Origin of the sequence: Pseudomonas sp. QS1027 (genome assembly GCF_002814235.1) — a bacterium.
GTDB lineage: Bacteria > Pseudomonadota > Gammaproteobacteria > Pseudomonadales > Pseudomonadaceae > Aquipseudomonas.
Genome location: NZ_PHSU01000003.1, coordinates 34231 through 48461, shown reverse-complemented (window position 1 = coordinate 48461; position 14231 = coordinate 34231). Strand labels below are relative to the sequence as shown.

The following is a 14231-nucleotide window of genomic DNA, read 5'->3' as shown; positions in this document are numbered from 1 at the left end:
GCAGGGCGCTGTAGGAATTAGAGCGCTCTACCAAAAAACACCGCAAAACCCTGTAGGAGCCGGCTTGCAGGCAAAGGGGCGTTAGCCTTGCATCGCCTGTTCGGCCGCTATCGCCAGCAAGCCGGCTCCTAAAGGAACGGTGTCTATTCAGGAAATCAATCAGTGTGCCCGGTCGATCAGTGGCCGTTACCGGAGTGGCCGCCGGAATGTCCGGCATCCTCCCCGCCAGCGCTGCTCGAACGCCCCTTGCCCCCATTGTCATCCTGAGCGATGCCCTTCGCGGCCTTCTGTTGCGCTTCCACCTTGGCTTTCTCGGCTGCCTTGTTGAGCAGCGCCAGGGCCTGCAGGTTGCTCTTGCGCACGCTCTCGACAAAGCCCTGGAACGGCACATCGGTAATGCCCACCAGACCGAAATGACCGTTTTCACCGTCCAGCAGACGCCCACTCACTGGCTGGTCGAGGTACTGGAACCAGTGCACGCCGACAATCGACGGCTCGGCCACCGCCTGCTTGAGGAACGCGGCATAGGCCGGCCCCCGGTCTTCTTCCCGGGCCAGTTCCGTCACCCCGCCCCAGAACGGGCCACGGTCCTTCGAGCCGAAGTTGAACTCGGTGATCAGCACCGGCTTGTTCAACGCCTCCAACTGATCGAAGTCATAACCGTCCTGGGGCTTGAGGGTGTAGAAGTTGAAGCTCAACACATCGCAGTACTGCGCACAGGAGGCCACGGCCTCAGGCGTGCTGACGGCAAAACGACCGCCCAGCAGCAGGTGATTCGGCGCATGCCATTTCAGCGAGTCGGAAATGGTCTTGAAGTAGGTGTCGGCAAACACTTTCTGGAAGTACTTCAGGTCTGCCTCGATCTGCGGGTGCGCGGGATTGGGCAGCGGGGCCTCGAAGCCCGGGTCTTCCATCTGCTCCCAGGTCGGAATCTCCACGCCCCAGGCCTTGGACAGGCCTTCCTGGTTGCGGTACTTGTCACGCAATTGCTTGAGGAAGGCGCGCTTGGCCGGTACGTCGGTGGTCATGCGCAACGTGCCATAGGCCAGGGCATAACGGGATTTCGGATCGTTGCCGGGACCGGCCCAGGCCAGTTCGTTGTCGGCGAAATAGCCCACCAGCCAAGGGTCGTCGCGATGATCGCGGGTGGCAATCGCCACCGCACGCTCGGTGGCCATGGCAAAACGCGGATCGAACGGATCGGGCATGCCGCCCCACCAGTCGCTGCCGGTGCTGATACTGGCGTAGTCGCCGACGATGGACAGCGGCAAGGTGTAAGGCACGCGGTCGTTCAGGCCCAGGGCCGGATCGCTCCAGTTGCCGACGGTGTTGAAACCCCAGGCCTGCAAGCGGTCGAGGGTGTGCTTCTGCCAACGCTGGGCGTCCAGGCCCGGGGCGCAAGGCACCTTGGGTTCCGTCGGCGCGGCGGTCGCGCATGGCGAACCATAGGTGCGTTCCAGGTTGGCGCCATAGAAATCGAACCAGCGCCCGGACTTGAAGCCCCGCCCCTGGGAAGCCCCGGTGGTGATGCCGTTGTCGGCCTTGCCGTAGTAGGCGGCCAGGGGCTCACCGTCCTTGGGCAGGTCGCTGAACATGCCTTCACGACCTTCGACATAGGTCTGCTGGTCGTGAGCGCTGACGGTATTCACCCCCAGGGAGTAGAACGGATGCCCCTCCGGCGTCACCAGGTACCAGCGGCCGTCGTGCTTTTCGGTGCGGAAGAAGCCCGTGGCGTCGAAGAGCGGACCCTTGAGCGAACCACCGAACTTGTCCCGGGCGCTGCGTTCGCGCTCGGTCAGCCAGGTCTTCAGTTGCTGGCTTTCCTTGCTCGCGGCGGCCTTGAGCTGATCGTCGCTGCTGATTTTTTCCGGCCACTTGGCCCGGGTCGACTGGCCATAGCCATCCACCAGCGAGCTATAGACGGCCTTGACCACATCGTCGCCGTTCTGCACGCCGAAACGTTCCAGGAGGATGTTCTGGGCAACTTTCGGCGCGTCCATCGACAAGGTCACCGACACCACCTGCTGGCGATTCAACTCACCCTGGCTGCTGGCCAGCAACACCCGCTGGCCATCCACCGTCGTCGGCATCGGTGGACCGGCGCGCATGCCCTGGCTCAACGGCGAACTGGCCTGCAACGGCACCAGCAAGGTCTGCGCGGGACCGGCCGGCAGGTCGACGCGACTGGTGAGGGTCTTGCCGTCGCTGCTCTGGATTGTCACGTTGAGGGTCAGCGCCCAATCCATCGCACTCTGGATCCGCAGGCTCATGGCTCCCGCCTGCGACCAGTCCCAGGCCCCGGTCTGCGGCGCGAGACGCAAGCTCGGCTGGGCGGCCGGGTTGAAAGTGACCCGCCGCAGCACTTCGCCTTCGGCCGTCTGCTCCGCGTTGTATTGCGGCAGGCTGGCATCCACGGTGACCACCTGCACCACATCGGCGGGACGGACGAAGTTGAACAGTGTCTGTTGCCCGGCAGGCGCAGCCCAGAGCGGCGCGGCGAACAACAAGGCGAAAATGGCGGGCAGCGTACGGCCAATCATATGAATCAAACTCTCCCTTACGGCCAGTCAAAGGCCAGCGTGACGCCAAGCGGCGCCATCCGTAGACAACGAAGTTGGTTATTTAACCTGCGTCACATCAAGAAATTTCCCGCCGGAACGGCGGCAAGGCATTGAGGATAGCTTTACCGTAGCGCTGGGTGACCAGGCGCCGGTCGAGCAAGGTGATGATGCCCCGGTCCTCCTCGGTGCGCAGCAGCCGCCCGCAGGCCTGGACCAGCTTGAGGGACGCGTCCGGCACGGAGATCTCCATGAACGGATTGCCGCCCCGGGCTTCGATCCATTCGGCCAACGCCGCCTCGACCGGATCGTCCGGGACCGAGAAGGGAATCTTGGCGATCACCACGTGCTCGCAGTAGGCACCGGGCAAATCCACCCCTTCGGCAAAGCTCGCCAGGCCGAACAGCACGCTGGAATCCCCGCCATCGACCCGGGCCTTGTGCTTGTTGAGAGTCTCCTGTTTCGACAGGTTGCCCTGGATGAAGACCTGCTTGCGCCAGTCACGGTCCAGGCCGTCGAACACGTCCTGCATCTGTTTGCGCGAGGAAAACAGCACCAGGGTGCCCTTGGAGCCTTCCACCAGTTCCGGCAGGTCGCGGATGATCGCGGCGGTATGCGCCACTGCATCGCGGGGGTCGGCGTTGAGGTTCGGTACCCGCAGCACACCGGCATCGGCGTGATGGAAGGGGCTCGGCACCACTGCCGTCACGGCTTTCTTCGGCAGGCCGGCACGCATGCGGAAACGGTCGAAGGTCCCCAGGGCGGTCAGGGTCGCCGAGGTCACCAGGGCGCCATAGGCCACGTTCCAAAGGTTGCGCCGAAGCATTTCCGCGGCCAGGATCGGGCTGGCATTGACCTCGATATCAAACAGCGCACCGCCTTCGGCCAGGCTCAACCAGCGGGCCATCGGCGGATTGTCTTCCGGGTCTTCGGCGGTAAAGGCGACCCACAGCTCCCAGTTGCCCTGGGCACGGGACAGCAGGCTGCCGAACAGCGGATACCATTCCTCGGCCTGGTGGCTGGCGATGCCGATATTGACCTCGCCGTCCATGCCTTCCTTGAGCAACTCGGTCAGGCGGGTGAAAAGGTCGTTGAGGCGGGCAAAGCCTTTCTTCAGCTCGATGCCCATCTCGCGGATATGCTCCGGGATCACCCCGCCGACGAAGCGATGACGCGGCCGCTCGCGGCCCTCGGTGTCTTCGCCGGTCTTGAAGTCGGCCAGTTGCTCGCAGGCGCTGAACATGAACTGCTGGTGGGTCTTGATCTCCCGCGCCAGCTCCGGCACCTGCTCGATCAGCTTGCCCAGGTCACCGGGCAGCGGATGCTGGGCCAACAGCTTGGTCAGGTTCTTGGCGGTCTGCTCCAGCCAGTCGGCGGTGGAGCGCAGGCGCGTGTAGTGGGCAAAGTGGCCGATGGCCTTGTCCGGCAGGTGGTGGCCTTCGTCGAACACATAGAGGGTGTCACGCGGGTCGGGGAGCACCGCGCCACCACCCAGGGCCAGGTCGGCGAGCACCATGTCATGGTTGGTGACGATAACGTCGACCTTGCCCATGCCTTCGCGGGCCTTGTAGAAGGCGCACTGGCCGAAGTTCGGGCAATGGCGGTTGGTGCACTGGCTGTGATCGGTGGTCAGGCGCGCCCAATCGGCGTCTTCCAGGGCGTTGGGCCAGCTGTCGCGGTCGCCGTCCCATTTATTCCCGGCGAGCTTCTCGATCATGCTGGTGAACAGCTTCTGGCTGGCCTCATCGACCTCGATGCGGAAACCCTCCTCTTCGAACAGCTGCGCGGTGGCGGTCTGCGCGTGACCTTCCTGCAGCAGCATGTCGAGCTTGGACAGGCACATGTAGCGCCCGCGGCCCTTGGCCAGGGCGAAGCTGAAGTTCAAACCGCTGTTGCGCATCAGATCGGGCAGGTCCTTGTAGACGATCTGCTCCTGCAGCGCGACGGTGGCGGTGGCGATCACCAGGCGCTTGCCGGCGGCCTTGGCGGTGGGAATCGCCGCCAGGCTGTAAGCCACCGTCTTGCCGGTACCGGTACCCGCTTCCACGGCGACCACGGCCGGGTCGCCACTGCGCCGGCCTTCGTCATCGGTGTCGATATCGCCGAGGACCTTGGCCACTTCGGCGATCATCAGGCGCTGGCCGTAACGCGGCTTGAGGCTCTTGGCTTCGAGAAAACGCGAGTAGGCGCCCTGGATCGTGGTTTTGAGTTCGGTGCTGATCATGAGTCTTCAGGCGCAAGAAACGCTGGATAAATTTTCAGTGGTTCGAATGGACGGCTATCATACCCCGCTAAACCCTCGCGCGCCGCACGGAGTACCCGAATGACCGTTTTTGCCCTTGTCTACACCCTGCACGTCCTGGCCGCGCTGGTCTGGGTCGGCGGTATGTTCTTCGCCTGGATGATCCTCCGTCCGGCGGCCATGGCCGCGCTGGAGGGGCCGGCCCGACTGAAGCTGTGGGTCCAGGTGTTCCAGCGCTTTTTCGTCTGGGTCTGGGTCGCGATCGTGCTCCTGCCGATCAGCGGCGTGGGGCTGATCCAGTTGCGCTTCAGCGGCTTCGAGACCGCACCGCGTTATGTGCAGGTGATGATGGGCCTGTATATCGTGATGGTCGCAGTGTTTATTCGTATCCAGTCGTTGCAATTGCCGGATTTGCGCCAGGCGGTGGACGCCCAGGACTGGCCGGCGGGTGCGGCGGCGCTGGGACGGATTCGGCGACTGGTGGGGATCAATCTGCTGATCGGGTTGGTGCTGGTGGCCATTGCGGCGGCACGCCCGATGCTTTGATCCTACAAGACAGGTGGCATACACCGATTCCCGGTTTGCCACCAACCTTGTAGGAGCCGGCTTGCTGGCGATGAGGCCCTTGGGCCTGGCATCGTCTTTGCGATCGCTATCGCCAGCAAGCCGGCTCCTACAGGGTACGTGGTGTTTTCAGCGACGTGTTACAGACGCTGGACCGTCACGCTGCCCGCCGGGCCAACCGGCCCCGGCTTGCCTGCCTGGCCCGGACGACCGGACCTGCCGCCATCGGTGTCGTAGACAAAACAGCCCTTGGACTTGCCGCCCGCGCCCGGACGCCCCGCCGCTCCGGCAATGCCTCCGTTACCGCCGTCGACCAGCACCTGGATCTGCGCCGCCGGATAATCCCGCGGCAACTGCAACTTGACCTGCGCCCCCGGAGCACCCGGATGACCGTCACCGCCATTGTCGCCGTCCGCGCCCTGCCCGGCCGCGCCCCAGGTACAGCCCGGCTCATCGCCATTGGCGCCATCGAGCCCGACATAACCCGGCACGCCAGTGCCACCCCGGGCATCCACCGACAGCAAGGGACCGCTGAGCGCATCGATCCGCAGCTCCAGATTACGTCCCGGCGAAGGGGCTCGCTGATAGGTGCCCGAGGCACCGCGCGCACTGATCTGGCTGCCCACGCCCAACTCGGCGCGATTGGCCTTGAGGGCAAACCCCTGCTCGCTCGGCACAATGGCAATACGTGCCTCATGCCCCAGGTGCAGCTCACCGATACTCAGTTGCGTGACACTGGCGGGGATCACCAGAGTGCCGAAATCGGCGACATCCAGGCGTTCCAGTTGCAGCACCGAAGTGCTGGCCGGCAAGCGCAGCATGGAATTGGTTTCGACGGTCACGACCTGGGCAAACGCCAGGGGGCTGCACAAGGCAGCCAGCAGACACAGGCTACGCATGCTGGTGTTCCTCACGGGTGGGCAAAGGCAGGATTTGCAGGTGGAACATGCCGAACAGCAGGATCTGCGCCCGGTCACGCCAAGGATGGGTACGGTCCTGCAGGCTGCCATTGAACAGCATGATCTCCAACAAATGCGTCAACAACAGCATGCTCCCGGCCAGATCCACCAGGACCCGGAACGGGCTGATCAGCGGGTGCACCAGATTGACCAGCACCACCAGCCAGAACAGCAGCGTCAACACCTTCCCCAGCCCCCAAAGCACCTTCATACACCCCCCTGATGAGTTATTCTTTGGCGCACAGTAAGGCGAGTCAGGGCAGTTTGCCAGTGGCCGTTGAAAATTCGCCCGTGTTTGCCGTTCCGACCGAGGAATCCCGATGCCAGAAAGCCTTTCCGCCCGCACGCCCCAGCAAGCGCTGGCGGCCCTGCTGGACCGTTACGCCCCGCAAAACCTGCTGCTCGTCGGGGCTGGCAGCTTTCCGGCACTCGAGGCGTTCCAGGCCGCCCATCCCGAGACCCAGGTGGCTTTCGCCGAACCCGGTCCGCTGCCCGCCGAACTGGCCGCCCGGCGTTTCGACCTGGCGCTGGTGGTCGACTGCCTGGAGCACCTGCCCAAGCGTGACGGCCGGCAATTGCTCGGCGGCATTCGCAACCTCAATGCCAGCCGCATCGCGGTGCTGGTGGACATGCTCGCCAGCGGCTGGCAGGACAGTGACTTCTTCGCCCTGGCCCTGCAAAACAGCGAACGTTTTGCCCGCGACGAGCAGGTACTGACGTTGTTCACCTATGATTTGAAGGAATACAAACAGGTGCCGGACTGGCTGAACGCCAAGTTCTGGGCCAATCCGGAAAACTTCGGCAAGTACTGGTGGTGATTCCCGTGAGCACATCCATCTGCCCCTGTGGTAGCGGCAACCTGCTGGAGGCCTGCTGCGGCCACTATCATGCGGGCCATCCCGCCCCCTGCGCCGAAGCCCTGATGCGCTCGCGCTACTGCGCCTATGTATTGGGACTGGTCGACTACCTGGTGAACACCACGTTGCCGATTCAGCAACCGGGACTGGACCGCCAGGCCATCGGCGAATGGAGCGCGCAAAGCACCTGGCTGGGCTTGCAGGTGGAAAGCTCGGAAGTCTTCGGTGGCCAGCCCGAGCATGCCTTCGTGACCTTTACCGCACGTTGGCACGACAGTAACGGCGAACACAGCCACCGGGAAAAGTCGTCCTTCGTACAAACCGAGGGGCACTGGTATTTCATCGACCCCACCGTGCCCCTCAAGGCCGGGCGCAATGACGCCTGCCCCTGTGGCAGCGGGCAGAAATACAAGAAGTGCTGCTCCGGCTACCTGCTCAGCTGAGGCTCAGGTGTGAAATATCCGGCACCGTGACGACGGTTGCGGCCGGCAGCTGGCCCATGTCGGCACCGACCGGCGCCACACTGAACGCCGACAGATCCAACGCCAGCGCGACCGGCTCGGGCTTGGCGTCCTGCATATCGCTGCCGACCTCGGCAATGCCGAAGTCCGGCGCATCGACCGCACTGAACGCGGCCATATAGGCATCCCGCGGCGCTACCTGGGCACGGCCCGGCACTGAGGCCGGTAGCGGTGCCGTCATCTCGATCTCCTCGACGGCCATCTCGACCACCGTGACCAGCGCCCCGGCACGCTCGAGGGTGACCCGATACTTTTCCGCCGCCGCGGCATCGAGATTGCTCTTGAGCACCAGACGCCGTCCGGAGAACAGCAGTTCGATACGCTGGGCATCGGCCTGGAACAGCCGGGCCAGGTTGCTTTTGACCTGATCGGGCAAGGCACCAGGTAGCGATTCGCCACTAAAGACAATCTCGTATAGCATCATGATCACACTCCTGTGCGCCGACCTGATCCGTTGCGCGAATGCCCGGCAGTATCACCCAGCGGATTTACCGCCACAACCATGAGCTTTTTCTGCCACAGGCTTGCTATGCTGGGGCTTCGGCGGGAGGAACCCCATGCACTCACGGACACTTGGTACGCTCGGCCTGCTCATGCTGCTGACGCTTTCCGGCTGCGCGTCCTGGTTCGATGGCGGTACCCGCGAGCCCGAGGTTCGCCTGGTGCGGGTCGAACTGATCAAGGCGCGCCTGGTACAACAGAAATTTCGCCTGCACTTTCGCATCGACAATCCCAGCGACGACAGCCTGACCGTGCGCAGCCTGCATTATCGTCTCTACCTCGACGGCTGGCTGCTGAGCGAAGGCGAGTCCGACAACGGCTGGTTCACCGTCGAAGCCAACAGCCACGCGTCCCTGGTGGTTCCGGTCAGGACCAACCTCTGGGAACACCTGCGCGACCTGACCAAACGCCTGAAACATCCCCATGACCCGATCCCCTACCGACTGGAAGGCGAACTGGAAACCGGACTATTCCTCAGCCATGACGTGCACCTGGAGCGTAAAGGCGAGATAATTCCCGCCGAAATTATTCCGGAGTGACACCAGCATGACCCAGCAACCCCATGTCCACGGCCCTGATTGCAATCACGATCACGAGCATGAGCACCACGATCACGACCATGGTCATGTCCACGGCCCGAACTGCGGTCACGCTCACCAGGAGCCGGTACGCAACGCGCTGAAGGATGTGGGTCGCAACGATCCGTGCCCGTGCGGCAGCAGCAAGAAATTCAAGAAGTGCCACGGGGCCTGAGGCTTTCTCCCAGTAGTGGCCCCCGCAGGAACGCATTGAACCCATTTCAATGCAAAAAAAATCCCCGACCAGGTCGGGGATTTTTTATGGGCAGGTGCAGGACCGTGCTACTGGAACAGCGCCTCGCTGGACAGGCCATTCTTCTCGAGGATCTCGCGCAGGCGCTTGAGCCCCTCGACCTGGATCTGCCGAACGCGCTCGCGGGTCAGGCCGATCTCCAGCCCGACATCCTCCAGGGTACTGCTCTCATGCCCGCGCAGGCCGAAGCGCCGTACGACCACCTCACGCTGCTTGTCGGTCAATTCCGAAAGCCACTGGTCGATGCTCTGGGACAGGTCGTCGTCCTGAAGCAGTTCGCAGGGATCGGTAGGCCGATCATCGGTGAGGGTATCGAGCAGCGTCTTGTCGGAGTCCGGCCCCAGGGACACGTCCACCGAAGACACCCGCTCATTCAGGCCGAGCATGCGCTTGACCTCACCCACCGGTTTCTCCAGCAGGTTGGCGATTTCTTCCGGGGAAGGCTCATGATCGAGTTTCTGGGTCAGCTCCCGTGCCGCCCGCAGATAGACGTTCAATTCCTTGACCACGTGAATCGGCAGGCGAATGGTCCGGGTCTGATTCATGATCGCCCGTTCAATCGTCTGGCGTATCCACCAGGTGGCATAGGTCGAGAAGCGAAAGCCACGTTCCGGATCGAACTTCTCCACCGCCCGGATCAAGCCGAGGTTGCCCTCTTCGATCAGGTCCAGCAGGGAAAGACCGCGGTTGACATAACGTCGGGCGATTTTCACCACCAGCCGCAGGTTGCTTTCGATCATGCGCTTGCGGCCCGCGGGATCGCCACTTTGCGACAGGCGCGCAAAATGAACTTCTTCTTCCGGGGACAACAAGGGGGAAAAACCGATTTCATTGAGATACAACTGGGTCGCATCCAGCGCCCGCGTGTAGTCAATGTACTTGTGCTGCTTGAGCGAAGCAGCATTCTTGGTCTTGGCACGAACTGGGGGTGGAGAACTGTCGTCCTCCGGCATCATATCCATGACGATGTCGGAGTCCATAAGGAGCACCTCATCATCGATGTCAAACCCCGGCGCTTCTTTACTGAGAGCCATTGTTATAGTCCTTTGGTGAGTTCGACCTCAAGCTCAAGCGGCGCCTTTATCCTTGGCAACGCTGGAACCTGTTCCCGCTACGTCAGGAGAACAGGCTGGAAAACGGATCAACGACGTGGCAGGAATTGCAGTGGGTCTACGGGTTTCCCCTGGCGGCGAATCTCAAAATGCAGTTTCACCCGGTCCGTACCAGTTGATCCCATTTCGGCAATTGTCTGTCCGACCTTGACCTGCTGACCCTCCCGAACCAACAGCCTACGGTTGTGACCGTAAGCACTGACATAGGTATCACTGTGTTTGATGATGACCAGCTCGCCGTAGCCCCGCAACCCACTCCCGGCGTAAACCACTGACCCATCAGACGCAGCTAAAACAGGCTGTCCCAAATCCCCGGCGATATCAATACCTTTATTCAAACTACCGTTTGAAGAGAATTTTCCAATCAAAATACCGTTTGAAGGCCAGGCCCAACCCTTCGGTGCGGGACCCGCCGGCGGCATCGGCGCCGCCGCCACAGGTGTCTGGGCCGCGGGTTGCGAGCTGCCTGCCGGGCCAGACGGCGAATTGGCCGGGCGCCGGGTGATGGTGAATTTGCCCGAAGGCGAGGCCGTCGACGACGTCGAGGCCACAGCAGCCGGTGTTGAATTTGAACGGCTGTCGAAGCGAATCGCCTGACCCACGTGGATGGTGTAAGGCTCGGGAATATTGTTGCGCGCGGCCAGGGCTTTCCAGTCCCAACCATAGCGAAAGGCGATCGAAAACAGGGTGTCGCCACGGGCGACCACATGCTGGCCGGTGGTGGTCATCGGTTTCTGTGGCGTCGCGCTGGCGGCTGTCGTTGTAGCATTGCCGTTACGATCAACGACGCGCACGCCGTTTTTTGGAGCACTGGAGCAACCAGCCAGTAAAGCACTGAGGGCAAGGCCGATCATCAGGCGCTGAACGCTTGCTTTACCCATACGCTGCCGAATGACTGTGAGACTCACCCGCCGCTCCCTTTGTGGTGGCTTAAATAAGAGTGCCTGTACAGGCGGTAATGTGACGTAAGTATAACTGGCTGTTGGAATTTCACTGACAACAAAGCCAAGTCGCAAACTCGACACATTTTAAACATGCGTGCCGTACCTGGTCCCGCTCTAAGACCTACGACCTTAAACAGAATTCATTGCCGTTCAACAAATGTTCAGGCCAACGGTCCGTTGAGCAGCGGAACGAAACGTACCGCGCCTAATACACGCCGGGAAAAACCCTGCTCTTCGCGCACGATCAGCATCAGTTGCTGGACTTCCCCGGAACCCACCGGAATCACCAGGCGACCGCCCGGGGCCAGTTGATCGAGCAAGGCCTGGGGTACGTCCGTGGCCACTGCGGTGACAATAATGCCATTGTACGGCGCCAGCGCCGGCCAGCCTTCCCAGCCGTCGCCCCAGCGGAACACCACGTTGCGCAGGTTGAGTTCGACCAGACGCTCCTTGGCGCGGTCCTGCAGGACCTTGATCCGCTCCACCGAAAACACCCGTTCCACCAGTTGCGACAGCACTGCCGTCTGGTAGCCGGAACCGGTACCGATCTCCATCACCTTGTCCAGCGGCCCGTCCTCCAGCAGCAGCTCGCTCATGCGCGCCACCATATAAGGCTGGGAAATGGTCTGGTTATGGCCGATCGGCAGCGCCGTATCTTCGTAGGCACGATGGGCCAGCGCCTCGTCGACAAACAGATGACGCGGCGTGCGGCGGATCACTTCCAGCACCTGGGCGTTGGTCACGCCCTCTTCATAAAGCCGCTGAATCAAGCGTTCGCGGGTTCGCTGGGAGGTCATGCCGATACCACGGCGCATCAGGTCGTCCTGCTCACGTGCCATCAGGCAAGCCCCTCCAGCCAACCGCCCAGCGACTGGAAGGCATCATTGAAGGTGCGATCCAGTTGCAGCGGCGTCACCGAGACAAACCCTTGCATCACGGCATGGAAATCCGTCCCCGGGCCACCGTCTTCGGCGTCTCCGGCGGCGGCGATCCAGTAACCGGCCTTGCCCCGTGGATCGACCACCCGCGTCGGCGCCGCGGCCCGGGCCCGATGGCCCAGGCGCGTGAGCTGGATACCGCGAATGCGCTCCAGGGGCAGGTTGGGAATATTCACGTTGAGCACCGTGCGCGCGGGCAGTGCCAGGCCTTCATGGGCCTGCACCAGCAGACGGGCGAAATGCGCGGCGGTGGCCAGGTTGTCGACCTGGCGCGAGGCCAGCGAGAAGGCAAACGAGGTACGCCCGAGGAAGCGCCCTTCGAGGGCCGCCGCCACCGTACCGGAATACAGCACGTCATCCCCCAGGTTGGCGCCCAGGTTGATACCGGACACCACCATGTCCTGCGGATGCTCCAGCAGGGCATTGAGCCCCAGGTGCACGCAGTCGGTGGGTGTGCCGTTGAGGCTGATAAAGCCGTTGGGCAATGAATGCGGGTGTAGCGGACGATCCAGGGTCAGCGAGCTGCTGGCGCCACTTTTGTCCTGGTCCGGGGCAATCACCGTGCACTCGGCATAGTCCGCCAGCGCAGCATGAAGCGCGGCGAGACCGGGTGCGAAAACCCCATCGTCGTTCGAAATCAGAATACGCATGAGCTGTCCGTCTGTCCTACCGGCACCAGATCGACGAGTTCGCGCACCAAAGCGGTGGCGAAGCATCCGGCCGGCAGGATGAATTCCAGTTGCAGAATGTCAGACTCGGGATAATGCCACGACAGCCGGCCAATGGGCAGCCGCAGGATGCGACGTTCGTGTTCCATGTTCGCCTTGACCAGCCATTGGCAGAGTTCGGCTTCGCGTTCGGCAACCGCCTGTTCCAGGGCAAAAGTCGCCCCCGCCGCCGGTGACGGACCTTCGCCCCACTGCGGACCGGTAGGATGCAAATCGAGAATGGCCAGGCGCGGGTCGCTGCACTCGGCCTCGCCGGCCGGGAAGAAACTGCGGCTGTCGGTAAACGCCAGCAAGTCGCCGACCTGGGCCTTGTTCCAGCTGCCGTCGGCGACACGCGCCGCCAGCACCTGGTTGAATAAATAGCTGCGGGCCGTGGACAGCAGCCGCGAGCGCACATTGCGCTGCTCGGGCAAGGCCTGGCGTGCAGCATAGGAACGGGCCTCGCCGAGGTTGCCGCCGAGATGGCCGAAACGCTGGGCACCGAAATAATTCGGAATACCTTGCGCGGCGATCTGCTCGAGGCGTTGTTGCAAGCCGTCCTTGTCCGCATTCAATTGGGTCAGGCGCAGGGTGAAGCCGTTGGCGGCATGGGCGCCACGTTGCAGCTTGCGCTTGTGCCGCGCGCTCTTGAGGATCAGCAGGCTGTCGTTCTGCGCCGCCGACAGGTCCGGATCGGCCTTGCCCGGCAATTGCACGCTGAACCACTGGCGTGTCAGGGCCTGGCGGTCCTTGAGACCGGCATAACTGACCGTGCGCAACGGCACGCCGGCGGCCTTGGCAATGCGCCGGGCCGCCTCTTCGGTATTCAGGCCGCGCTTCTCCACCCACAGCCACAGGTGCTCGCCCTCGCCGCTCAGAGGAATATCGAGGACTTCATCGACCTGGAAGTCTTCGGCCGTGGCCTTGAGCACCGCACTCCCGAGGACATCGCCGTAGGCACGCGGGCCCAGCAGTTCCAGTTCAGTCATGCGCGTAGCAACAAGGCGACGCTGTGCACAGCAATGCCTTCTTCACGGCCGGTGAAACCGAGCTTTTCGGTGGTGGTGGCTTTGACATTCACTTGATCCAACTCAACTTCAAGATCCGCGGCAATCAGCGCGCGCATCGATTCGATATGCGGCGCCATTTTCGGCGCCTGGGCAACGATGGTGTTATCGACGTTGCCGACTTTCCAGCCCTTGGCCTTGATCAACGACACCACGTGACGCAGCAGCACCCGGCTGTCAGCGCCTTTGTAGGTGGGGTCGGTGTCCGGGAAATACTTGCCGATATCGCCCAGGGCCGCCGCTCCCAGCAGCGCGTCACTCAAGGCATGCAGCAGCACGTCGCCGTCGGAATGGGCGAGCAACCCGTGGTGGTGCGCAATCCGCACACCGCCCAGGGTGATGAAGTCGCCTTCGGCGAAACGGTGCACATCATAGCCGTGGCCAATACGCATAAAAAAACGCCCCGATGTAAGTCAGGGCGTGATTCTAC

16 protein-coding genes are annotated in these 14231 nt (G+C 62.7%); 5 read left to right on the top strand and 11 right to left on the bottom strand.

Annotation, left to right across the window (positions count from 1 at the left end; all coding sequences use genetic code 11):
- Window positions 1-176 precede the first annotated feature (176 nt).
- Entirely contained in the window at window positions 177-2540 is a 2364-nt protein-coding gene (locus tag CWE01_RS00775) for a beta-galactosidase (protein WP_100938618.1), read from the bottom strand.
- A gap of 97 nt (window positions 2541-2637) precedes the next feature.
- Window positions 2638-4782 (bottom strand): ATP-dependent DNA helicase DinG, encoded by a 2145-nt coding sequence (gene dinG, locus CWE01_RS00770; protein WP_100938617.1) that lies wholly within the window; start codon window positions 4780-4782, stop codon window positions 2638-2640.
- Between the two features lie 99 nt (window positions 4783-4881).
- Between dinG and CWE01_RS00765 the strand changes: the two genes are divergently transcribed.
- Window positions 4882-5346, top strand: coding sequence for a CopD family protein (locus CWE01_RS00765; protein ID WP_100938616.1), 465 nt, complete (start codon window positions 4882-4884; stop codon window positions 5344-5346).
- A 158-nt stretch (window positions 5347-5504) separates the two neighbouring features.
- On the opposite strand, the gene CWE01_RS00760 is transcribed toward CWE01_RS00765, so the two are convergent.
- Together CWE01_RS00760 and CWE01_RS00755 are read right to left on the bottom strand one after the other, a co-directional pair.
- The gene (locus tag CWE01_RS00760; protein WP_100938615.1) at window positions 5505-6263 is read right to left on the bottom strand and encodes a hypothetical protein; all 759 of its coding nucleotides are present in this window, start codon (window positions 6261-6263) and stop codon (window positions 5505-5507) included.
- Window positions 6256-6534, bottom strand: coding sequence for a DUF1145 domain-containing protein (locus tag CWE01_RS00755; RefSeq protein WP_100938614.1), 279 nt, complete (start codon window positions 6532-6534; stop codon window positions 6256-6258). Before CWE01_RS00755 ends, CWE01_RS00760 begins: the two co-directional genes overlap by 8 nt.
- Window positions 6535-6643: 109 nt before the next feature.
- Between CWE01_RS00755 and CWE01_RS00750 the strand changes: the two genes are divergently transcribed.
- A complete protein-coding gene (locus tag CWE01_RS00750) occupies window positions 6644-7141 on the top strand; it encodes a DUF6231 family protein (RefSeq protein ID WP_100938613.1) in 498 nt (165 codons plus the stop codon).
- Between the two features lie 5 nt (window positions 7142-7146).
- The gene (locus tag CWE01_RS00745) at window positions 7147-7623 is read left to right on the top strand and encodes a YchJ family protein (RefSeq protein WP_100939198.1); all 477 of its coding nucleotides are present in this window, start codon (window positions 7147-7149) and stop codon (window positions 7621-7623) included.
- On the opposite strand, the gene CWE01_RS00740 is transcribed toward CWE01_RS00745, so the two are convergent.
- The gene (locus tag CWE01_RS00740) at window positions 7616-8125 is read right to left on the bottom strand and encodes a hypothetical protein (protein ID WP_100938612.1); all 510 of its coding nucleotides are present in this window, start codon (window positions 8123-8125) and stop codon (window positions 7616-7618) included. The genes CWE01_RS00745 and CWE01_RS00740 overlap by 8 nt on opposite strands.
- Before the next feature lie 133 nt (window positions 8126-8258).
- Here CWE01_RS00740 and CWE01_RS00735 point away from each other — a divergent pair, with 133 nt between their 5' ends.
- Together CWE01_RS00735 and CWE01_RS00730 are read left to right on the top strand one after the other, a co-directional pair.
- Window positions 8259-8741, top strand: coding sequence for an LEA type 2 family protein (locus tag CWE01_RS00735; RefSeq protein WP_100938611.1), 483 nt, complete (start codon window positions 8259-8261; stop codon window positions 8739-8741).
- 7 nt (window positions 8742-8748) lie between these two features.
- Complete coding sequence (locus tag CWE01_RS00730) at window positions 8749-8955, top strand: SEC-C metal-binding domain-containing protein (protein ID WP_100938610.1); 207 nt, start codon at window positions 8749-8751, stop codon at window positions 8953-8955.
- Between the two features lie 107 nt (window positions 8956-9062).
- Here CWE01_RS00730 and rpoS read toward each other — a convergent pair whose 3' ends face one another.
- The 6 genes from rpoS to ispF form a co-directional block, all read right to left on the bottom strand.
- Complete coding sequence (gene rpoS / locus CWE01_RS00725; protein ID WP_371315522.1) at window positions 9063-9989, bottom strand: RNA polymerase sigma factor RpoS; 927 nt, start codon at window positions 9987-9989, stop codon at window positions 9063-9065.
- 185 nt (window positions 9990-10174) lie between these two features.
- Window positions 10175-11053 carry a peptidoglycan DD-metalloendopeptidase family protein gene (locus CWE01_RS00720; RefSeq protein WP_100938608.1) on the bottom strand — a complete coding sequence of 293 codons (879 nt, stop codon included), beginning with the start codon at window positions 11051-11053 and terminating at the stop codon, window positions 10175-10177.
- Between the two features lie 197 nt (window positions 11054-11250).
- A complete protein-coding gene (locus CWE01_RS00715) occupies window positions 11251-11886 on the bottom strand; it encodes a protein-L-isoaspartate(D-aspartate) O-methyltransferase (protein ID WP_177144168.1) in 636 nt (211 codons plus the stop codon).
- Window positions 11887-11927: 41 nt separating this feature from the next.
- The gene (gene surE, locus CWE01_RS00710) at window positions 11928-12677 is read right to left on the bottom strand and encodes a 5'/3'-nucleotidase SurE (RefSeq protein ID WP_100938606.1); all 750 of its coding nucleotides are present in this window, start codon (window positions 12675-12677) and stop codon (window positions 11928-11930) included.
- The gene (gene truD / locus CWE01_RS00705; RefSeq protein ID WP_100938605.1) at window positions 12665-13723 is read right to left on the bottom strand and encodes a tRNA pseudouridine(13) synthase TruD; all 1059 of its coding nucleotides are present in this window, start codon (window positions 13721-13723) and stop codon (window positions 12665-12667) included. Before truD ends, surE begins: the two co-directional genes overlap by 13 nt.
- Entirely contained in the window at window positions 13720-14193 is a 474-nt protein-coding gene (gene ispF / locus CWE01_RS00700) for a 2-C-methyl-D-erythritol 2,4-cyclodiphosphate synthase (protein WP_100938604.1), read from the bottom strand. Before ispF ends, truD begins: the two co-directional genes overlap by 4 nt.
- Between the last annotated feature and the right edge of the window lie 38 nt (window positions 14194-14231).